Origin of the sequence: Algoriphagus sp. (genome assembly GCF_030694375.1) — a bacterium.
In the GTDB taxonomy this organism is placed as follows: domain Bacteria; phylum Bacteroidota; class Bacteroidia; order Cytophagales; family Cyclobacteriaceae; genus Algoriphagus.
The window spans coordinates 1-20,465 of sequence record NZ_JAUXYL010000020.1; the positions used below are offsets into that span (position 1 = coordinate 1).

At 40.8% G+C, this 20,465-nt stretch carries 19 protein-coding genes; 5 read left to right on the forward strand and 14 right to left on the reverse strand.

What is annotated here, in order from left to right:
* Positions 1 to 102 (forward strand): transposase domain-containing protein (locus tag Q8M62_RS04900; RefSeq protein ID WP_305668066.1); only part of this gene is annotated, 102 nt, incomplete at its 5' end.
* Between the two features lie 121 nt (positions 103 to 223).
* Here the strand turns inward: Q8M62_RS04900 and Q8M62_RS04905 are convergent.
* A complete protein-coding gene (locus Q8M62_RS04905) occupies positions 224 to 523 on the reverse strand; it encodes a transposase (RefSeq protein ID WP_304898930.1) in 300 nt (99 codons plus the stop codon).
* A 1,607-nt stretch (positions 524 to 2,130) separates the two neighbouring features.
* Between Q8M62_RS04905 and Q8M62_RS04910 the strand changes: the two genes are divergently transcribed.
* The 3 genes from Q8M62_RS04910 to Q8M62_RS04920 all read left to right on the forward strand — a co-directional run bounded on the left by Q8M62_RS04910 (position 2,131) and on the right by Q8M62_RS04920 (position 3,628).
* The gene (locus Q8M62_RS04910) at positions 2,131 to 2,535 is read left to right on the forward strand and encodes an XRE family transcriptional regulator (RefSeq protein ID WP_304898931.1); all 405 of its coding nucleotides are present in this window, start codon (positions 2,131 to 2,133) and stop codon (positions 2,533 to 2,535) included.
* Between the two features lie 73 nt (positions 2,536 to 2,608).
* On the forward strand, positions 2,609 to 3,361 hold the full coding sequence (locus tag Q8M62_RS04915) for a hypothetical protein (RefSeq protein WP_304898932.1): 753 nt from the start codon (positions 2,609 to 2,611) through the stop codon (positions 3,359 to 3,361).
* 27 nt (positions 3,362 to 3,388) lie between these two features.
* A complete protein-coding gene (locus Q8M62_RS04920; RefSeq protein WP_304898933.1) occupies positions 3,389 to 3,628 on the forward strand; it encodes a hypothetical protein in 240 nt (79 codons plus the stop codon).
* 52 nt (positions 3,629 to 3,680) lie between these two features.
* On the opposite strand, the gene Q8M62_RS04925 is transcribed toward Q8M62_RS04920, so the two are convergent.
* The 4 genes from Q8M62_RS04925 to Q8M62_RS04940 form a co-directional block, all read right to left on the reverse strand.
* The gene (locus Q8M62_RS04925; protein WP_304898934.1) at positions 3,681 to 4,280 is read right to left on the reverse strand and encodes a superinfection immunity protein; all 600 of its coding nucleotides are present in this window, start codon (positions 4,278 to 4,280) and stop codon (positions 3,681 to 3,683) included.
* Between the two features lie 129 nt (positions 4,281 to 4,409).
* On the reverse strand, positions 4,410 to 7,415 hold the full coding sequence (locus tag Q8M62_RS04930; RefSeq protein WP_304898935.1) for a PVC-type heme-binding CxxCH protein: 3,006 nt from the start codon (positions 7,413 to 7,415) through the stop codon (positions 4,410 to 4,412).
* A 348-nt stretch (positions 7,416 to 7,763) separates the two neighbouring features.
* Positions 7,764 to 9,296, reverse strand: a complete 1,533-nt coding sequence (locus tag Q8M62_RS04935; RefSeq protein ID WP_304898936.1) for an NAD(P)/FAD-dependent oxidoreductase — start codon at positions 9,294 to 9,296, stop codon at positions 7,764 to 7,766.
* Positions 9,297 to 9,352: 56 nt separating this feature from the next.
* The gene (locus Q8M62_RS04940; RefSeq protein WP_304898937.1) at positions 9,353 to 10,345 is read right to left on the reverse strand and encodes a glycosyltransferase family 2 protein; all 993 of its coding nucleotides are present in this window, start codon (positions 10,343 to 10,345) and stop codon (positions 9,353 to 9,355) included.
* Between the two features lie 151 nt (positions 10,346 to 10,496).
* On the opposite strand from Q8M62_RS04940, the gene Q8M62_RS04945 reads away from it, so the two are divergent.
* Entirely contained in the window at positions 10,497 to 11,348 is an 852-nt protein-coding gene (locus Q8M62_RS04945) for a glycosyltransferase family 2 protein (RefSeq protein WP_304898938.1), read from the forward strand.
* A 4-nt stretch (positions 11,349 to 11,352) separates the two neighbouring features.
* Here the strand turns inward: Q8M62_RS04945 and Q8M62_RS04950 are convergent, their stop codons facing one another.
* From Q8M62_RS04950 to Q8M62_RS04990, 9 genes are all read right to left on the reverse strand, one after another.
* On the reverse strand, positions 11,353 to 12,558 hold the full coding sequence (locus Q8M62_RS04950; protein WP_304898939.1) for a glycosyltransferase: 1,206 nt from the start codon (positions 12,556 to 12,558) through the stop codon (positions 11,353 to 11,355).
* Between the two features lie 5 nt (positions 12,559 to 12,563).
* Positions 12,564 to 14,285: a hypothetical protein gene (locus tag Q8M62_RS04955; protein WP_304898940.1), complete on the reverse strand. Its 1,722-nt coding sequence runs from the start codon at positions 14,283 to 14,285 to the stop codon at positions 12,564 to 12,566.
* Positions 14,282 to 15,241: a UbiA family prenyltransferase gene (locus Q8M62_RS04960; RefSeq protein WP_304898941.1), complete on the reverse strand. Its 960-nt coding sequence runs from the start codon at positions 15,239 to 15,241 to the stop codon at positions 14,282 to 14,284. Before Q8M62_RS04960 ends, Q8M62_RS04955 begins: the two co-directional genes overlap by 4 nt.
* Before the next feature lie 44 nt (positions 15,242 to 15,285).
* Positions 15,286 to 16,389 carry a hypothetical protein gene (locus tag Q8M62_RS04965; protein WP_304898942.1) on the reverse strand — a complete coding sequence of 368 codons (1,104 nt, stop codon included), beginning with the start codon at positions 16,387 to 16,389 and terminating at the stop codon, positions 15,286 to 15,288.
* Positions 16,390 to 16,803: 414 nt separating this feature from the next.
* Entirely contained in the window at positions 16,804 to 17,790 is a 987-nt protein-coding gene (locus tag Q8M62_RS04970; protein WP_304898943.1) for an ABC transporter ATP-binding protein, read from the reverse strand.
* A gap of 108 nt (positions 17,791 to 17,898) precedes the next feature.
* Positions 17,899 to 18,918 carry an iron ABC transporter permease gene (locus tag Q8M62_RS04975; RefSeq protein ID WP_304898944.1) on the reverse strand — a complete coding sequence of 340 codons (1,020 nt, stop codon included), beginning with the start codon at positions 18,916 to 18,918 and terminating at the stop codon, positions 17,899 to 17,901.
* Entirely contained in the window at positions 18,915 to 19,739 is an 825-nt protein-coding gene (locus Q8M62_RS04980; RefSeq protein WP_304898945.1) for a HipA domain-containing protein, read from the reverse strand. The genes Q8M62_RS04975 and Q8M62_RS04980 overlap by 4 nt, the downstream gene beginning before the upstream one ends.
* A 97-nt stretch (positions 19,740 to 19,836) precedes the next feature.
* Positions 19,837 to 20,172, reverse strand: a complete 336-nt coding sequence (locus tag Q8M62_RS04985; protein ID WP_304898946.1) for a HipA N-terminal domain-containing protein — start codon at positions 20,170 to 20,172, stop codon at positions 19,837 to 19,839.
* 4 nt (positions 20,173 to 20,176) lie between these two features.
* Entirely contained in the window at positions 20,177 to 20,377 is a 201-nt protein-coding gene (locus Q8M62_RS04990) for a type II toxin-antitoxin system Y4mF family antitoxin (protein ID WP_304898947.1), read from the reverse strand.
* Between the last annotated feature and the right edge of the window lie 88 nt (positions 20,378 to 20,465).

Consider the following 20,465-nt stretch of genomic DNA (forward strand, 5'->3'; position numbering starts at 1 on the left):
TTTGACTGGCTCAAAGATGTCTTTGAAAGAATTCAAAGCCACAAACAAAAAGACCTTTACCAGCTCCTCCCTTCCAACTGGAAAGAATACCGCCTTACCTAAAACCTCTTAAATTCAAATATGGGATCGTCGGATGGATACCATTCTCTTCTGCTTTCATCTGTTTGTAATTTGATTTTTATTGGTCAGATAGCCCGTCCCGATTTTTCATCGGGAGAATGCCCTAAATCATTATCCCCTGGTGGAAGAATTTTTCTTGCGGAATTTCTTGTGGATTTTCGAGAATCAGTTTCAACAGTTTCTTGCTGGTATACTTCTTGAAATCCCGTACCCAATCCGACAATTTCCTATCCTTTTGCTGAACGACCAGGTGAATGTGATTGCTCATGATCAAAAAGCCGTACAAATACAGTCCTTTCTCTTTTCGGGAATAGGTTAAATTTTCAAGAATGAAATCCCGGTAGATTTTCCGAGTGAAGACATCAGCCCAGCCAACGACCTGAAAAGTCAAAAAATAAGGCATTTAATGTGTTTATTATTTGGTTTTCAATGGCCACATGGAATCTCGCATGACAACAATTTTCCCAATTCGTGAACTTTTCTTTAGGCTCGATTTCTTGGTCCCTGATCTGATACGCTTCACCCATAAGTTTAAGTTAAAAATTCAATATGCGAATTTCAAATTCGTTTGGATATGAAGGCGTAGTTTCAAACTACGCCTAGGCCAGCGTCAAACTACACCCAGGTTGGGACTTTGCTCAGGAGTAAGTAGACTACGCTCAGGTGGGGGAGTTGACTACGCCCAGGTGGGGAAGATTCCCGAAGAAAACAAAATCAATTAAGACAGCAACAACTGGCTCAAGACCGAATAAAGAAAATAAAGGCTGTGTATCCTGAAGTTGAGGCACAAAAAATTATTGATAGAAAAATCTGGATTGGCATGACTACTTCAATGGCTGCTCTCAGTATTGGATCTCCAGAAAGAATAAATAGGACTGTGACAGGATATGGAACAAAGGAACAGTGGGTTTATGGTTCAAGATATCTCTACTTTGACAATGGAGTATTGACTGCTTATCAAGATTAATATGTTCTATAATTTTGGTTCCCACTGTCGAAAGAATCTTTCTGCCTCAGTGATTAATGTTGTTGTAGATTTTGGGTGTAGTTTGTCCACCCTGCAAACCGGCCCAAGGCAAACAACCCGACGCGTAGGGTTGTTTATCAACGCCTTGTCCTACCCAAATATCCTGATCGATTTTTAATTGGCTAAATGTCAGATTATTAGTTGTTTTGAGCGAATTACAAATTCGTTTGAATAGTCGAGCGTAGTTGCAAACTACGCTCAGTCCAACGCTCATGCGGTCACTAATCGAGAAAAAAGTAGACTACGCTCAGGTGGGATGGGTCATCCCTACGGGACTGTGAAGGAAAATTACTCGAAGGACAAATCCAGCGAGCATCGACGTTGGAGGACGGGATATTGTTTGGAAACAATGCCATAGGCCTGCCTGTTCGGCAGACAGGCATGACTGATCCTATAGCCAGCCATGGTTGGTGAGCGAAGTCGAACCATCAATGGCTGGAATAATGGTTAAGCATCGGTTTTCCAAAATGCCGTTGGCATGGCCGATATTTGCAGCTGAGATTCAATTTTGATTAATTGTTTGTCTGTAAAAAATATCGGCCGTCCCGATGGGACTTTGCCAGAATTTATTGTCGAACCTAAATCCAGAGGTTAAAACCTCTGGCTAGGAAATGGGTCGTCCCTACGGGACTGTAAAGAAAAATTTTCCGGTGGACAAATCCAGCGAGCAGCCAGTCCCGCCAGCTTTAAGGAAGCATGTCGGGGAATTAATTGTAAACCAATGCCGTAGGCATGACCGATTATTTAGCCAGTCATTTTAATGGCTGGGATAATGGTTTAGTATTGGTTTTCCAAAATGCCGTAGGCATGGCCGATATTAAGAATATCCCATTTTACAATAGCTAATCACGCAACGCCGACATTTTTTGTCAGGAAAAAGTAACCAATCCACCGATTCGCTTGCTGATCTCAGTGCTAAGGAATAATTTAGTCCAACGACTAATCGAAGAATTTCTTAATTTCCCTTTCTAATCATCCAGACTATGAACGAAAAGATCCACCACGGCAGAAACATCAAGCGATTCCGGGAGATGATGGGCATCAAGCAGGAGGCCTTGGCCCACGAACTCGGAGAGGACTGGTCCCAGAAAAAGATCAGCCTGCTGGAGCAGAAGGAAGAAGTGGAGGAGGAGCTTTTGAGACAGGTTGGTGAAATTTTGAGAATTCCAGTGGAAGCATTTAAGAATTTCGATGAAGATCAAGCAATTAATATTATATCCAACACCTTTGAGCATTGTAATCAGCCTGCATCTGTTTTTTATAATTCCTCTATCAATCCTCTCGATCAGATAATCAAATTACACGAAGAAAAAATAGCTCTCTACGAGCGAATGCTCAAGGAAAAGGATGAGATGGTAGCTAGATTGGAAAGCCTATTTAAGAAATGAATCTTATTAATTGGTCAATCAAGATTTTTAGAAATCATACATAAAGATTCGAGCCATAAATCAATTTGATATAATGAAGAAGAAAAACTCCTCTATCTTACTCTTAAGATTCATGTTTTTACTATCAGTATTATTTTATTCATCTTGTGATCGGAGCACTGAAGAATACGACAAGAATATAAAAAGGGCTAAAGGTGCAATTTCAACAGCTGATTTTGAAAGAGCTATTAAAATTCTTGATGAATATAAAGCAAAAAATGGAAGTTCTAATGAAATAGATAGCTTAATATTATATTCTTCAAAACTTATACTATATAGAGATAGTGCGCAGCGTGCCTTAAACGTAAATCTTTCTTCTATAGATTCAATAGAAAACGCAAATTTTTATCAGCAAAATGTAAATATTGTTATTTCATCATCATTGTGTAATGGAAAAAGTAATTGGCTTTCTCAGGATGAGATCTTAGTAGATTTGGAAAAATTGAAATTAATAAGCGAAATTAATGAACAGGATAAAAAAGTAATGGGATTTGATGTAAAAAGTATCTCAAGTTGTCAAAATTCAATACAAAAAATTAGGAAAAATATGAGACGAAGTTTTTTCAATATTTTCAATAAAGAGGCTTGGATAGAGAATATTGATGTAAAACTACAGAATGAAAACAATGATCATTTGGTATTAATTGGACTTCAATTTTATGACAACAAAGGAAAGTTAGAAGGATATGAAAACATAAAAGAGATTTTACAAAAACTTGAATTTAAAAAAGTAACCTTTAAAGGTGGGTTAAGTGATACTGGACATGTTTTTAGTATAATTGATTAATTTGTAAAATTAAAAAAATCAAGTTTTATGAATATTATTTCAGTTTCCAATAAATGCATAGGTGGTTTAGATGATGATTATACTCTATATGATAATGGGGAAGTTCTACTACATGAGTTCGATAGGAATATTTATAGTTCAGGCTTAAATCATTCTGAAATATTAAGGGCAGAAGATTTAAGCAAAGAAATAAAATCAAGAATATTTAATGATACTATAGGGGTAACAAATAAGGAAATTGCAAAGGTACTACTTGGTTTGAGCTGAAGTTAGTGAATCAACCAATTTTAATTTTACAGTGATTTTTTAATTTGATTTTCTATTCATTTTTTAGGCTCCAAATAAGAGCGATGATCCAACCTATTATGGTCCAGCCTAAGAATAAGTTTAAAACAAAGATCTGATTGAAGAAGGTTTTTTTTGTTGAGATAAAACTTGGAATGAAGTTGAATATGATTAAAAGGGAAATAATCAATACTTCAAAAAAGTAAATTAGAGGAAGAAAATAGTTCCTTGGAAAATTTATTTCAATTTCGTTGATATTTGGCTTTTCATCCAATTTTGTGGCATTAAATGTTTTGTCAAAGTTTTTCATGAACATGTTAACTGTTGTTACTGACATTTGAAGATGAGGGTCTTTATTTGAAATTTTTAATTTCAATTCTTTTGAATATTTCTCTATTGAATTTGGATTTAGGTTCAAATAAATTATAGATTCATTTTTTAGTATGTTAATTTCTTTAATATCCTGATTTTTCAAAATCTTTTCAAAAACATTTTGACTTATTTCGGGTATATCCTTTTGAATTGGATAGTATTTGTAAATGAAAAATGCTGAATTGATGACAATTACTAAGGTGATAAGTATCGTGAAAATCATTGATTTCCTTCTCTTTTGAATTTTTTCCAATTCCGTCATAGTGCTTTTCAAAGTTTAATTTAAATATCCTTAATTGTAATGCAGGGAGTAGTCAATTTGCGTTAGGACTGGGTGTAGTTTGTAACTACACCCAAATATTCAAACCAATTTCTAATTGGCTTATGTCCTTCACTTCCCCAAACCCTCCAAATAACTCACTAAATCCACCAATTCTTCTTCGCTGAGTGGAAATTTAGGCATTAGGGATTCGTTGGATTGGGTGATGGATTCGATGTCGGCTAGCTTGTAGATGGTTTGTTCGCCCATGCCGACCAGCTTCACGATCAGGTCGTTTTCGGTCTTGGAGTTGACGATGCAGCGGATTTCTTTGCCGTCTTTGAATTTGACCACTTGGGTTTCGTAGCCGAAGCCCATGCCTTCGGATGGATTGATGATGGAGTTAATCAAAGCTTCCTTGCTGAGTTTGCTGCCGATCTGTGTCAGGGCCGGTCCGAAGTCGATGCCTTCGGTTCCGATTTTATGGCAAGCCGTGCAGTATCCGGTAGCGATGACCTTACCTTTCTCGATATTTCCAGTAGCTGCTAGCATCTTTGAAATGTCATAATTGCTGTCCATGCTGCTGCCATATTTCTCGGTGGCAAGCTGACGGATATTGGAGTTCCAGGTGGACATCAGGATTTTCTGAGCGATAGGCAGGAGCTCAGAAGGAATCTTATCCACTTTGGCAAATTCCCAAAGTGCTCCCTCAGACTGATAGCCTTTCATTTCTTCCATAGCAGCGGTGCGGATGGCTAGGGGTGCATTTGCATCATTCCAGAATTTACTCAACAGCATCGCCATTTCGGTATTATCCACCACGCCAAACTTGCGGATGGCGGCGATGGCCTTGGTTTGATCCGCATCCTTCATCGCTTTTTCCACTTCTCCCAGTCCATAGAGGCTGGTGAAGATTCCAGCTGCGGCACTGGCTTGTCTGTTATTGTTCTCCTGATAAACGATGCTTAGCAGTCGATCCTTTTGGTCTTTGAGTTGGTATTTGCGGACGATATCGAGGAAATCCTGATCGTCGGTGATTTCACCGGACTTGGCTTTTGCAAGGTTGAGCAGGGTGGCATCCGGCTTTTTGGTATCGAAAGCAGCTTGGCGAAGAATGATCACCTGATCTTCATTTTGGCCTTTGGCAAGCAAGTTTTTGAGCGTCTGGTTTTTCAGATCGGCATTTTGGAAGTCAAGCGCCCGGTAGTAGCGAAGATCGGTCGGGCTGTTTTCTGCCAAGATCATTTGCTCGAGTAGTTCGGGAGTTTTCGCAGATCTGGATCTCCAGACGAGGTCTTTGGCTTCGGGGGATGTAGCCCAGTTTGCTCCCGCTTTCTCCAAATAGGCAGGCAGATAGCTGTCCCATCGGTATTCTGCCGCGATCCCCAGTGCCTCCAAGTACCAGCGGTCGCCAGATTTGTAAGATTCTGTGAGCTTTTGCCAGACGGCAGGCTGATCCTCGTAGCGGATCGCCACAGCCACTTCCCGTCTGATCTGAGCGGAAGGATCTGCAGCCATTGTCAGCAGGAAGTTGGAATCTTTCATTCCGTTGATTCGGGAAGCACGAACAGCGGCCACACGGATATTTTCATCCGAATCGGCTGCGGCTTTTTGGATGTATTCGTTGCCATTTGGCAGCTTGGTCAGCAACCAAAACGCACGGGCTTTCATGCGGGAGTCTTCGGATTCGTAGAGTTTTTCTAAAGCTTCTGTTGCTTCGGCTCCTTTTTCCTTCAAAGCCATAAAGGCCTTGAAATGAATGGCCCGGTTGGGATTCTGAACCAACTCGATCAGTGATTCGATGGAGGAATAGTCAGGAGCGGAAACCTTGTATTTTGACTTTTTGGGAGCCAATCGGAAAACCCGGCCCTTATCCAGATCGCCTACGGCATGCCCGCCCACGCCCGGATCGTACCAGTCGGAGACGAAGACCGAACCGTCAGGTGCCACAGTCACATCGGAAGGGCGAAACCAATTGTCTCGTTTGTTACCGTCGAGGATCGGGGTGACGCTTCCAGTAAACCCGGCACCGGAGGTTTCCACCGGATACATACGAATCACATTCGGTCCGGCATCGGCGTGAATGACTTGATTTTGGTATTCGGCAGGGAGGAGTTTTCCTTCGTAGACGAGGATTCCCGTCGGCGAACCTGCATAGTTTTGAACCAAGTTGGGTACGACACCGGGATCATTCAAGTGCCAGTGCTGCTGCCAGACGGAGTCCTCCATATTGATGCGGCGGGTTCTCCAGTCGGACTTGGTCATTTCGTCTTTGAAGCCGTAGTTGCCATAGTCCATCACAAAGTTGATCCGCGTGGAGCGGTTGCCATCGTCGTCGTTGTCACTTTGCCACATGCGTCCGTAGCTGTCCACGGCCACTTCGTAGTTGTTTCGAAAGTTCCAGCCCAGGATCTCGACATTGCTTCCGTCCGGATCGCAGCGGAAAACCATTCCTTCCTGATAGGGTGCTGTATCGGAATTGATCGGTCGGCCCATCGGGTCAAGTAGGGGAGTGCCATCACCTTTGTGCAGGCCTTTGCCTTCATTTCCATAGTTAAAATAGAGCTTGCCATCAGCAGCGAAGGTGAAGGCATGCATGCCGTGATCGTGCTGCACGCCACCGACTCCGGTGAAGAGGACTTCCTTGCTGTCCGGCACGTCGTCCCCGTTTTCGTCCGTGAAGACAAAGACATTGGGGCTGACCGAAACGAAGATTTTATTGCCAAAAACGGCGATACCCAAAGCGGCATTGATATCAGTTCCCTGATAGAAAACGGTGGATTTATCAGCTTTGCCGTCTCCGTCGGTATCTTCCAAGATTAAGATTCGATCACCTTCGGCTTTGGTTGGATTTTTCGGGTTGAGTTGTGTGCGGTAGTTGTAGGCCTCCGTGATCCAAATCCTTCCCCGGTCGTCGATGTCCATATTGGTAGGATTGGTCATCATGGGTTCGGATGCGAAAAGTGTCAGCTGCAGTCGGTCGTCCATCAGGTCGATGCCATCGAGGGCATGTTCCACGGAGCGTTTTTGTTCGTCGGTGAGGGCGGCATATTCTTCTGCCGTGAGTTGGGGAATGGGTTTTTCGCAGGAAAAAATCAGGAGGCTGAGTGTAGCCAGGGCTAGAATAGGGTGCTTCATAGGTTTGGTTTTTTTGGGTTGGCAGGCAAAAAATCACACTGCAAAGCAAAATAGTTGATAAGGTGCTGTTTACCAAAAAGATTTTCACCACAGAGATCGCAGAGAAAAGGAGATTTTTCACCACAAAGTTCGCGGAGAAAAAGGTTATTGTGATTCAGGCTTCTAACTGGAACGCTATTGTGAGAGACATTTCAGGCCTTTTTCAAGGTCACGGAGATAAGCTAGTGCTTTTGTATTTACTTGGAAGGCTCAGTGGCTGCAAATGGATCCCCCTGTCAGAAATTAGGTGGATTTAGGCGAAATGGATTGGCCTTTTAGCTCTCCCTGTTCGTTCTAAAATTAAATTCTTTACCCAAGATATTCATCATCGGAATTGATGGCCCATATTTCCATTTTAGACATCTCTCCCCTTTCAAAAAGCTCAACCGCTTTGAATGCAGTCAGCATCGAGTGATCTTGATTATTGTATTTATGGAGTCCGTTTCTCCCCATGGGAAACAGGTTTTTTTTCGTGTCCAGATAATCAATGACCTGATTCAAATGATGATAGCTTCCCGAATAGGTGGGATAGGCTTTGGGACAGCGAACTACCTTGCCCGACAAAAATTGTTTTTTGTCCAAAACGCCTATTGTGGAAAGTTCCGTCAGGGCAAAGTCTATTATTTTTTCATCGGACATATTCCATAGTTCATCAGTGTGCTGGCAAAAATATTCGGCTCCGATCCAAATATTATTTGCAGGTGCCATGAAAGGGCTCCAATTATTAAAAATCTGAAGCCTGCCAACTTTAACTCCCCCATCTTGGATGTACAACCAATTATCCTTGATCAGCTTACCCTTCTCCTGCTCAATCTTAAGAGTTTTGAGTTCCAACCCAACAATCAGGAAATCTCGGTATTCTAATTCTTGGGCAATCTTGGCTACTTCTATAGGGACCTCATCCTGAATCGTATGAATCAGGTTTTTGATCGGCATGGTACTAAATACCGCATCACAATCCAATACATTTTCCGGATTTTGGGATGTCTGGTAACTTACTTTGGTTACAAGTCCATCCTCAATATGAAGCTTGGAAAGCTTGGCTTGAAACAGGAACACAACTCCTGAATCCATGCAGGCAGCCGCTACTTTTTCCCAAAGCATACCAGGACCTTTTGCAGGATATAAAAACTTCTCTATCAGGGTACGGGCTGACGCATTTTGGTATTTCCGCGGAATTAAAATTTTCTGGGCACTGTGCTTGACCAAATCCCTAATCTTCAAGCTTTTAATTCGTTGCCTGCCCCATTCAGAGCTTAGGTCTGTGCAGGGTTTTCCCCACACTTTTTCGGTGTAATCCTTAAAAAAAGTGTGATAGAGCTCTTTCCCAAAATTATTGATGAAAAAGTCCTCCAGATTGCGCTCATTTTTTATGGGAAAAATTCTTGCATAAATAATTCCTTTTACAATCCTGTAAGACTTCAAAATACCCAAATTGAGCAACAATTGAGGGTTTAATTTTAAAGGATATTCAAATAATTTTTTATTAAAATAAATTCTGGACTTCCTTTTTCGGACGAGCATTGCACCCTCCGAATTTTTACGGAGAATTTCATCCAAATTTTGGGTTTTGGAATGATACCCAATCTCAAGATGATGGGTTGTATCCAGAATTGGGAGGAATTTGGCCCACCAATTCAAGACTTTTTGCGACTTTGAAAAAAATCTATGCCCCCCAATATCAATCAAATTACCTTGATGATTGACCGTCTTACTTATTCCCCCCACCTGATTATCAGCTTCAAGTACGGTGATGTCATATTTTCCAGTTTTTGACAATTCGTATGCAGCGGTTAAACCTGCCGGACCAGCACCGATAATGATAACCTTTTTCTTGTTCATTAATTATTTTAATCAATAAGTCAACTTTAAAACTAATACTGGATTCTAAAATAACATCAATTAGTTGTCATAAGGGGGATGCATTTTTGTCTAGTATAATCTATGCAGCCTAAAAAAAAGCCTATCATGGCAAAAATGTAATAGACTTGATGAAGTAAAACTACCAAAGGTAAAAAACTGAAATTTTGTTTCGAAAATCGATAGAAACTGAATTGGGAAAGGATAAATGAAAAAGCTATTAATGGAACAAAAAACCATAGCCAATTCAAAAAGAACCCTCCAAAAATAAGTCCCCAAGTAGCCAAAGAAAGGATAGCGCTGATTTTTTCCTCATTGTTTGTGTTCAGATGATTTCCTGCCCTTTTTCCAGTTTTGAAAATAAGAACAGTCCAAGGTTTTGCTCTCAAAAAAATATCTGTTTTCATCCAATTGTAAAACGTCCATTCTTTCAGGTGTTTTACCTGAATATCAGCTTGAATCCGAACGATAAATCCCTGCTTGGCTATCCTAATCCCTAATTCAACATCTTCTATACTCGGCATTTCAAAATTTTCATCAAATCCTCCCACCTCATCAAATACCCTTTTTCTTATTAAAGAAAATGCACCCCAAAAAACGCTCTTTTGAAGATGGTTTTTTTGATGATGATGGTGGTGAAGCAGATTTCTGAACTTTGAGACAAAGCCCGGAGCAGGAGGAAATCTGTCATATGAACCAATTAGCCCATCCTCCGAGGATGCTTTGGCGCGTTGCAAGGCTATGGAAAGTGTATTTTCGTAAATCAAAACATCGGAGTCTACGAAAGATATCCATTCTCCTCTGGCCATTTTCACCCCGTAATTTCTACAGGCTGCCGGACCACATTTTGGTACTGAAATAATCTTTAAGCGGGTATTTCCTTTCCATGGCGAAAAAAAATCTTCCGATTCCCAACCATCCAATATGACCAAAACTTCAAAATCACATGGATAGCTTGCAAATACAGCCTTCAGGCACTTGCCAATCGTTTCATCATTTTCTTTGACTGGGATGATTACACTCAATTCCATGTTGAAAGGTAGTTTGAATAAGTGGGAAGCTCCTTTTCCCAGCCATTTTCTTAGCACTTTTGTCAAATTTCAAAGGTGATTTGGAGATTGAAATCATTCCAAGAAGAAATGATTTTTAAATTAGTTTAATCAGATTCCTAATTTCAGCAGTATGCCTGCCATAGCAGTAATTATACCCACTTACAACCGCCCCGATTCACTTAAGTTTTGCCTTAAGTCCCTACAACTCCAAACGCTGAGTCCCTCACTTTGGGAAGTAGTAGTGGTCAATGATGGGGGCTGTGATATTGAGGCAATTGTATCAAACTTTCCTGAGAATTTCAGCTGTGTGAGACAAGAGAATGCTGGGCCGGCCAGAGCAAGAAACCTGGGAGTTTCGATAGCAAACTCTGAAATTATCACTTTCTTGGATGACGATTGTCGGGCCAATTCCTCTTGGCTGGAAAATATTTTGAAGGTCGGCAAGGAAGGAATCATTACCGGAGGAAAGGTAATAAATAGCTATACCGATAACCTTTTCTCGGAGAGTAATCAGCTGCTGATTGATTTTTTGTATCAATTTCAAAAAGACACTGTGGATCAATTTTTTACTTCAAACAATTTCTCTTTGTATAAATCAGATTTTGATCGATTTGGGGGATTCAATAACTCTTTCTCAACTTCTGCTGGGGAGGATAGAGAGTTTTGTGTTCGGTTGAAGAAAAATGGAATGAAATTAATTTTTGATCCTCAGATCATCGTAGAACATGACCACTTTATGGATCTTAAGAAATTCATAAAACTTCATAAAAAATACGGGAGGGCAGCGGTATTATTCCGAGAATCTGCGAATAGCCAGGAGATCAGAATTAGTAGAAAACCTAAATTGAGTTTTTACAAAAAACTATTCCTTTATCCATTCACCCTGAAAGGAAAACTTTTTCCGAGTAAGCTAGCTCTCAGTTTCTGTTTAATTCTTTCTCAAATTTGTGTGGCTTGGGGTTTCCTTGAAGCCAAAACATAATTTGCTAATTCATCATCTTTGAAAGAAATTCTTCCGGGTCCAGCCCTGTATTTTCCAAATTTCTATTTCCCAATAGACATTCAAGCAATTCCTCGACCTCGTCAGGATTCCTTTTTTCTAAAACTCTTCGTTTACATAGTTGCCCCAGGGTTTCCCAATTTTGAAAATCATTCAATGCTTGCATAAAAGCCAATTGAATATTTTCAACACTTTGGCTTGCAGTTACATAGCCATAGTTTGCCAGCCAGTAGGATGAATCACCTACCGGAGAAACAAGGGCAGATCTACCAGAGGCCATCGCTTCAATCAAACTCAAGGGAGTACCTTCTGCAAGACTACAGAGCACCAATAAGTGATGGCTTTGCCAAATTTGACTGACATCGGCTACATGTCCTCCAAAAAAAACCTTTTTCCCTAAGCCATAATATTCGATCAAATCCTTCAAGTGCTTTTCATCAGGACCCGAACCAAAAAAAGTAAGCTCAAATCCAAGAGCTCTAAAACTCGGAGCAGAAAGTGCCTGCAAAACCAAATCCTGTCCCTTGATAGATGCCTGAAGACGTGCAACGTAGGCCATTTTTGGGATGATGGATTGGGGATAAGGCTGATGAATATTTAAATTGACTTTTAGCGGATTTTGGATGATCCTTGCGTTGGGAATAGCCATCGCCAACTGCATACAAGCCATTTTATAATTCTGGTAAGACACAAAAAAAATGCCTTGACTGTCCTCAATCAAGCGCTTTCTTGATTCTCTGAAACCGTTCTCCATATCGATACCCCATTCCCAATTGCGTTGAGAAATGAGATAATAAGGAATTCGATTTTTTTTGCAGTAATTAATAAGATAAGATTGATGGTGCAAATAGTGGTCAAAAGTCTCCCCGCTGGAGATTACCACTGCCTCAGGCTTCCAGGACTGAACAGCTTTCCAGTCCAAGGAGGTTTTATCCATCCCGAGTTGAAATTTGAGTTCCGAAATTGCTCTGCGGAAAAAAGGTTGCTCCTTAAAATAGGAAGGCAAAGGCCTTTGATGAAGAATTCCACCTTTTTCGATTAACTCTGTAATATTTTGATTCAAGGACGTATGCTCAAAAACAGAAACCATTACCTCATTTCCTGTTTGAAGGCCTTTCAGAGCAAGTGTCTTCCAAAGCTCTTCACTTCCACCCCAAGCGGCAACATTGATACTTACAACCAAAATCCGCATAGACCTTATTTCCTTAATTTGTAAATAAAATAATCTCCATACTGCACAAGAATGTCCTCTTTTTGGAGGCTATCCAACTTTTCTTTTCCCCTACTCAATACAAAATCTCCCCGCAGATCAGGGTATGATTTCATTCTTGTCAATTCCTCCTGGTCGGGAATATTTCCATAATCCTCCACATCAAAAGCTCCCAATGCGACTGGTTCCTGATAGTGGACATTTTGATGATGAAGTCCCAATTCCTTAAACCGATAACTGATGGCATAATGATTTTTATCTGCAAGACTATACCATTCCGGCAAACTTTTATTGGGCAACTTGAAAAAATCCACAATGTAAAAACTGTGTTTGGTATAAATAATTGTCATCGCAGCTACGCTTAATAACCCAATAGCAATCTTTTGGAAGAGTATAAGAACTTTGGTTTTGGAGCGAAGTAACTCTTCTATGACTTTCAGTAAAATCACCAATCCCAAAAGCAAAGGTGCCCAAATATATCGAAGGGGTTGATTTGAAACGCCCAAGATAATAAACCATGGCAAAACCATTAATAGGACTAGAATAGAACTCTGAACTAATTCTGTTGAGATTTCGACTTTTCTCCTCCGAGCATTCCAGAGTATTATCAAGACGAACAGGAAGAACCCTAGGGGATATATCCCCCGTGGTAATTGATATAGAAAAGACAGGATGGCTCCCCCTTTTGATTCCAGATTTTCATCCATTGCCTGCATTGGGATTTCTCCATGATTTTCAATATATCTGGATTCAGTTCCGGTGTAAATAATCGGTGCCAAAGGATTATTAACATGGATCTGATTTTTGACCATCACTGAGCCGGCAAAAAACAGTGGAACCAATGATAAGAATGCAACTTTCCGGAATTTTTCTCTCTGATATATAAGATATAAAAGATAACCTAGTGGCAAAAGCAGGAGAAGCCAATTGGTGTACTTTATTCCCAAAGCAATAGAAAAAATCAGAAATACTCCTGTGATCTTTCTGCTGTGGACGCTCTTTATAAAAAGAACTATACCTGTCATAATGATGTAGGTATTCCAAGTGTCAATTTTCCCACTTGCAAAAACAAAAAACAAGGTTCCCTTGATTAAAAGAGCTGAGAGAACAAGTACTCTTGCCATTTGGACAGAGAAAAAATACTTTCCAATGGAATACAGCAGGTGAATTAAGGCGAAAGCACCTAATGCATCAAGTGAATGAATGCCTGAAATGCCAGTAAAACCAAATGGAATGGTGAACAAGTATTCAATCCCAAGAGGCATGGTGGTGAAATTAGTCAAATAGGGATTAAACTCGAGTCCTTTAGAGAAAATCCAAGCCACATTGGGTAGATAAAAACTCAAGCCATCATCATTGACAGGAGGTCCGAAATATCGAAAAAGGTATGGTAAAAAAAGAAGGATGAGTATGCCTATAAAGGGGTCTTTCCATTGAACCCTTGATAAATTGGCCAAAATAAATTTTCGCTGTGATACGATGGCAATAAGGAACGTCAAAAGGCAAGCATACCAAACGAGAGAAGGCGGAAATAGAAGCGAATAAACCAAGAACAAAGAGTAAAATAAGCCAAAACCGACGGCTACTTTACCATGTCCGTCAGGTAAGTTTAGCCTAGTTTGGGAGATCAGTAGATTTCCCAATCCCAACAAACCAAAAAAGACAAATAAAGCCCCTCCGATCGAAAATATAATATCCAAAACCTTCATAATTCTTTGGGCTCAACTGGACTAAATAGACTTCTAAGAAAGGCTACATTCCGTAGGATTTCATTTGGGAAGAGTAAAATAAAAATTGAAACCAAAAGATAAACCCATGGGTGATTCATGGCCAAAAGACAGATAAGACCCACAGGAAGAAATACCTGATAATAACTGGCCATCAAAATATTCCAAGTGGGCTGATCGGGATGAAGAACCAGGACTAATTGAATTCCTACTCGCAATTTTAAAATCAGGATGTACAAAAAGTAAATTCCCAGCAGGAACAGCAGGGGAGAAAGTTGGAAGTAAAGCAGAATTCCAAAAAGTAAAAATAACTCAACCAAAAACAGGGGGAGTTCAATTCTTTTCATCTTTTGGAAGGAAAATTGAGTGGCAAATGTCTGAAGCCCTACCATTTCATCATGTTTGCGATCCAAATATTGATGTCCCAGGATACCTCTAAATCCATAAAATAAACTCCACAGCCCTATCAATGTCAGGGCATACCAATCCACTGACTGTACAAGAAAATCAGAAACTATGGCAAATATTCCCATAGATGGAAATACATGAGCCCCTAATGAATCCGCCAAAACTCCCCAACCTCTTCTCGCTTTTAGGCGAACGGGAGGAAAAGAATAAAGGGTGTATACTATCCAAGATGCAATCAGAAAACTAAGACCTACCGGATAGGACGAGAACAAATAAATAAATAGAACTATCCCAATGACTGAGACAGAAATAAGTGCGATTCGCATACTGGAAGAAAAATTCTGAAGCCGATTCTTTTTTCCTGCCTTCAAGTCTTCCTCCAAATCTGTGAAATCATTGATCAAACTAACGTAGACTGCTCCAAAAACAGTGGAACAAATAAGTAGCAGCAAAAAGAGAAGTCCATCTGTGGGAGAACTAGTACTATACAGGTAGATGGGCAAAAGCCCCATGGAAATAATCAAGGTCATTTTTGGTTCCCACCAATCATGTGATCTGGTAAAATTGGGTGCATTCATTGGCTTTCAGAACCTTTTTCTTTAGTGAAAAAATCTTTCTTCAATCGAAAAAGGGCCTCAAGCGCATATCCTGTAGTTATTTCTTCCCCTCCAAAACTCGCTGTTCGATCAGGCTTACCGTAATAGATTGTCCATTTGGCCCAAGAACCTGCTGTTTGCTGTGAATCAAGTAGAAAACGAACAGAGAGCGTTGGGATATCATCGTAATAGCCCAAATTTTCTAATGCAATTATTGCTAACGAGGTGTCTAAAACGCTGTCAAAAAAAGATCCGTCTCCCTTCAAATTTGCTAAAATTTTGTTTCTCAGTATTGGCTTCAAAGCCCTGAGCTTACTATTTTCTGAGGACATGTTTTTACTAAAGAAATAATAAACCAAGATGGGTCTCCCGTACCATTTGTCGCAGGTCTCTTCTTTTCCTTGCTCGATTACTTTCTTTATAAAATCAACAACAGGCTCAGTCTCCTTGCTTTCACCTAGATAATTCAAAACATTAGAATTTACTACTGCATCAATATCATTTTTGGCACAAGGCATTATTTTCCAGAAAAAATATTGACCGATAGGATGTCTGAATTCTCTCCACAAGGACTTCCAGTAGTTTGGGTTGGAATTCCACTGTAACCGTAATGTAATCCAAGTATAAAAGTGGCCGTCTGGGGAACGATTGGAAAGGAAAAGGCTGCGATTATCTGGGCTTGTCACCCCAAGATTTTTCAACAGTAAAGAAGCCATGGACGAATTATCCAAGTCATTGGGGATAAAATGTTCATATTGATGTGCTGGAGTATAATGCCTCCATATTCCATAGGGATTCCTGTTTGATACAAGAAAATCTGCTATCCGATCTAAAATATTCTTTGCCTCTTGATTTTCTTTCAAAAAAAAGAGCGAGTGGCCAATTAGGGTTGCAGGGAAAATTGAGTGGGTTTCTACTACGACACTGGACTTTTTATCACCCTCATTAAATTCTTCGAGAGCGTCATTCACACAATTTTCAGATTGTGAAAAAAGGCATTCAAAGCCCCCGTCTGACAATTGTTTAGCTCGAAGAAATTTCAGTCCTTTTCCTACCGCAAGATCCACTTCTTCTCTGCTCATTTTAGTAAATAGATTTTGCTAATTTGATGGAAATCAATTTGAAACAAGGTTAGGATTTATTTTTCTTTTTCCGTTGGGTAAAGTGCTAACATTTCCTCTGTTCTCAACTTATAAGTGCCTCAACTCGATTTGGTTCGCCCAGTCAAATCAGGAGTCTAAGGATCAACTTATTTGCTTTTTACTATCGATTAGATTGCATATCAACCAAAAATAAGATGAATCTAAATACTTGGAAAGAAATTACTAGGGGATCCCGAGTAAGTTTTCATCTGGCGACCCTAAGCAGGAGCTTGAGACCAATTCCTTGAAGGTGAATTTCACCCAAAATCAAAAACCATGTAACTGCAATTGAACTTGAGAATAAAACCTCGACACTCCCCAAGCTGAAGTCGGTGTTTTTTCTTTTGAGCCATTTTACTCTGATTTTTCCAAAAAATGGATTAGTGCTTCGATTGTATCAAATTGGGCTTCACCTAGGCGAATGGAAAATGGAGATCTTTGAATAGTAAGCGTTCCTTTAAATGTACTGAGCCCCGCCTTCCTCAACGCTTTTTTTACCCAAAAAACCAATTCCTGAGGTCCCTCAATTTCAAATCCCGAATCCCGAATCTCGAATTCCAATTTCCCTCTTTCGACGCTGAACTTAAACTTTTCCCCCGGCAGCAACTGATTGATTTCTCCGGAAATGATCAAGTCTTCCGGCTTGCCTGAGATTAGGGGTGTCCCACAATTCAGCAACCAAAACCGGTCCGCAGTCTCTACAGCGATGTCAAGATCGTGGGTGACCACGAGCACTGCTTTTCCTTTTTGGGAAGCGATCTCCCGGAGGACTTGCATGATTTCAAAACGGTTGACTAAGTCCAAATGAGCTGTCGGCTCATCCAAAATCATAAGCTGTCCGTCTTGTGCCAAAGCTCGGGCGATCATTGCTTTTTGACGTTGCCCATCGCTGATTTCGCTGAGTCGCTCATCGCGGAGATATTGGATTTTGGTGTCTGAAAGAGCCTTTTCGACAATCTCACGATCAGTTTCACTGAGCTTTCCAGACCAAGCCGTATGTGGGGTTCTTCCCAAAGCTACGAGTTGCCCGACAGTCATATTTCCTGGGAAAACAGGGTCTGTCAAAACGACAGAAATCTGTTTGGCGAGGTCTTCTGTTTTCAGGTTTTGAATGGCCTGACTGCCTAGAAAAATCTCTCCTTGCCAAGGTTTGATTTGACCTAGAATAGCTTTGATCAGGGTGGATTTCCCAACACCGTTTGGGCCGAGAAGGCAGGTTAGTTCCCCTTTGAAGAGCTGGAAATTAAGACCATGAAGGATTTCTTTTCTGGCTTTTTGGTGAAAATAACCAAGGGAAAGTCCTTTTCCTTCCAATGCGATATGTTTCAGGAATTTAGTCATTTCAAAAGATAGAGTTCCTCGTTTTTACTTTTGGTGCTTGTTTGACGAACTCCCCCTTTCCCAAAGGGGACAAGGGGGATTTTTAAACTGGTAAATAATGAATTCATTCTAAAAATCCCGACTAAAGTTCCGTTTTAAAATCAATCCAATCACAATCGGTGCACCGACTAGCGAAGTCACCGCATTGATCGGCAAAGTACTTGCAAACCCCGGAAGTTGACCCGCTGCATCGCAGAGTAAGAGCAGAATTGCACCGATCAAGGCTGAAGCCGGAAACAGGATTCGGTGATCCGAACTTTTCCACACAATTCTCGCCAGGTGCGGAACTGCAATCCCCACGAAGGCGATTGGCCCACAGAATGCTGTAATTCCACCGGCTAATATTCCTGTGCTGATGATCATCAGCCAGCGCATTTTTTCAGTACGGATTCCCATGCTCTTGGCGTAGGCTTCCCCAAGCAAAAGCGCATTGTAAGACTTGACAGAAACCAGTACCGGAATACTGCCCAAAGCGATTAAAACACTTAAAATCCCCACTTGAGACCAGCCCAAAGCTCCCAAACTCCCCATCGACCAAACGGTGAAAAGCTTTAAAGCCTCTGCGCCTGAAAAGAATGAAAGCACCGAAATCACCGCAGAAACTGCCGATCCAAACATCAAACCGACGATCAAAAGCGTCATACTGTCCTTTACCTTCCAAGCCACCAAACTGACAGCAGAAAGAACCAATGCTGCTCCCAAGACTCCCGCAAAAGCGATTGCCCAAGAGTTCACTCCACTCAGTGCAATGCCAAAAGCGGATCCAGCCAGCATCAGAATAGCCACACCGAGTCCTGCCCCCGAACTGATCCCGAGGACAAAAGGACCTGCCAATGGATTTCGGAAGAACGTCTGCATTTGAAGTCCACTCAGGCTCAATCCGATTCCGGCAAAGATTGCTACCAATGCTTTGGGAAGCCGATAATTCAGGATGATCTGCTCCCAGGAGGCTTTACTCCAGTCTCCGGAAAATAGTCCTGACACGATTTCCCCAAAAGGAATCATCACTGAACCCAAACTCAGGTTGAGCAGAAAGCTCAAGCCGAGTAGGAGGAGGAATATAGGGAAGAGGTAAGTCTTTGTTTTCATTTCAAAATCTTAACCTTACTATTCCAAATTTCTTGGTATCGAATCTTCAAATCCTCAGGCAAGAATGAAGACTGAATCACTTTTTCTACCTTCTCGCTACCGCTTGTAAACTTCGCATAGCTATTTGAAATAGCCTTTTCTGCTAGATTTAGCCTAGAAGCAAATGTATCAAAGTCTAATTTAGTGATCCTTCTTTTTCTTCCGTTCAAAGTCAGTGCGAGTTCGTCAGGATCATCGGGAAATACCAAATTCACATTGAGCAGGTCATAAGCAGGGGAAAGTGAAACTGTCTGATCCCTATTATGGATCAGGGAAAAATTCTTCAAGTGCATGTCATTATTACCTGTCAGGTAGCAAAAAAGGACCAATTCGAAGAAATTAAGGGTGTCTAACCCCTTGTTAGTACAATAGTGTGAAACCAGTTCGCCTACTTTTTCATAAGAACCTTTGTACTTCTGTTCGGTCAAGAATCCTGAAATTTGGCATAAGTCTTCGACATGAATTTTCTTACCTTTTTCTCGATCATACCGCTTGGTGATGTAAGCCAGATTACCATCACGGGTAGGGATCAAAGCATGTTCACAGGTCTTGATTTTGAATAAATCTGCGAGGTGCATGGTCAAGTCTTCCGTTTCAGGCATAAAGGGGAATTCTTCATGTTGAGGTTTCAGAATGAATTGCCCCCAAAGCCCTACAAGAGTCAACCTTAGAGATCCAATTTCTTTCTGTAAGTCCATGGATAATTTTGGTTGCACCCCCGTGACAGCAATTCGCTTGTTGACCGTTTTGATTGCCAGTTCATTGAGAATGGTTTTATCCAAATGAAGTTCAGGCAGATTTTTTGTCCCAAAGAATTTTTTGCAACAACGATCGTGATATCCGCTGGTATCCTCTAATTTCTGGTAACAGAATAAACAATTAGACATCGGCGACCCCTTCCTCTGGCAAAATGCTCACAGCACCAATCGTGTCCCGGCATAAAGTCACCAACAACTCAAAGCGATCATTTCCTTTAAGCTTCCAGTACTTTTGGCCTACATTAAGAAGCCATCCTTCAGGAATCAGTCCGTCGAAAAATGAAAAAAGTGCTTTGCTCTCATATGCATCATGCTGAAGTGGCAGTGTCAAACTTACCGGCATCGCTTCTTTGGATTTCAAATATTCTTTGTCATAGACAAAAGTGTACCCTTCATCTGTCTCAATCAGGTAGCCTGCGAGATGATCTTGATAATACACCAATGCATTTTTAGCCATCACGTTAAGAGTCAAGTTCAACTACCCCAACCTGCTTTCCAAATAACACCAAGACTTGGTTGACCTTATCGAGCCGAAGTGTTTTTTTTCCTTGTTCGAGATCACGGACAAATCGCAATCCGACTCCGGCCTTAGCAGCAAGTTCCTCTTGTGTTAAGCCGACTGACTTGCGCTTTTCTTTTAAGAAGACTGAGAGATTTGTCATTTTTTTATACCCTTTATGGTATAAATATACAATTTATCTAATATTTATACTTGATCGGGTATAAAATTGCTAATTATATTGATTTTAT

Excerpts from the sequence above, each read along its gene's own strand:
- Q8M62_RS04905 (WP_304898930.1), bottom strand. The coding sequence starts at position 523 with ATGCCTTATTTTTTGACTTTTCAGGTCGTTGGCTGGGCTGATGTCTTC.
- Q8M62_RS04910 (WP_304898931.1), top strand. The coding sequence starts at position 2,131 with ATGAACGAAAAGATCCACCACGGCAGAAACATCAAGCGATTCCGGGAG.
- Q8M62_RS04915 (WP_304898932.1), top strand. The coding sequence starts at position 2,609 with ATGAAGAAGAAAAACTCCTCTATCTTACTCTTAAGATTCATGTTTTTA.
- Q8M62_RS04920 (WP_304898933.1), top strand. The coding sequence starts at position 3,389 with ATGAATATTATTTCAGTTTCCAATAAATGCATAGGTGGTTTAGATGAT.
- Q8M62_RS04925 (WP_304898934.1), bottom strand. The coding sequence starts at position 4,280 with ATGACGGAATTGGAAAAAATTCAAAAGAGAAGGAAATCAATGATTTTC.
- Q8M62_RS04930 (WP_304898935.1), bottom strand. The coding sequence starts at position 7,415 with ATGAAGCACCCTATTCTAGCCCTGGCTACACTCAGCCTCCTGATTTTT.
- Q8M62_RS04935 (WP_304898936.1), bottom strand. The coding sequence starts at position 9,296 with ATGAACAAGAAAAAGGTTATCATTATCGGTGCTGGTCCGGCAGGTTTA.
- Q8M62_RS04940 (WP_304898937.1), bottom strand. The coding sequence starts at position 10,345 with ATGGAATTGAGTGTAATCATCCCAGTCAAAGAAAATGATGAAACGATT.
- Q8M62_RS04945 (WP_304898938.1), top strand. The coding sequence starts at position 10,497 with ATGCCTGCCATAGCAGTAATTATACCCACTTACAACCGCCCCGATTCA.
- Q8M62_RS04950 (WP_304898939.1), bottom strand. The coding sequence starts at position 12,558 with ATGCGGATTTTGGTTGTAAGTATCAATGTTGCCGCTTGGGGTGGAAGT.
- Q8M62_RS04955 (WP_304898940.1), bottom strand. The coding sequence starts at position 14,285 with ATGAAGGTTTTGGATATTATATTTTCGATCGGAGGGGCTTTATTTGTC.
- Q8M62_RS04960 (WP_304898941.1), bottom strand. The coding sequence starts at position 15,241 with ATGACCTTGATTATTTCCATGGGGCTTTTGCCCATCTACCTGTATAGT.
- Q8M62_RS04965 (WP_304898942.1), bottom strand. The coding sequence starts at position 16,389 with ATGAGCAGAGAAGAAGTGGATCTTGCGGTAGGAAAAGGACTGAAATTT.
- Q8M62_RS04970 (WP_304898943.1), bottom strand. The coding sequence starts at position 17,790 with ATGACTAAATTCCTGAAACATATCGCATTGGAAGGAAAAGGACTTTCC.
- Q8M62_RS04975 (WP_304898944.1), bottom strand. The coding sequence starts at position 18,918 with ATGAAAACAAAGACTTACCTCTTCCCTATATTCCTCCTCCTACTCGGC.
- Q8M62_RS04985 (WP_304898946.1), bottom strand. The coding sequence starts at position 20,172 with ATGGCTAAAAATGCATTGGTGTATTATCAAGATCATCTCGCAGGCTAC.
- Q8M62_RS04990 (WP_304898947.1), bottom strand. The coding sequence starts at position 20,377 with ATGACAAATCTCTCAGTCTTCTTAAAAGAAAAGCGCAAGTCAGTCGGC.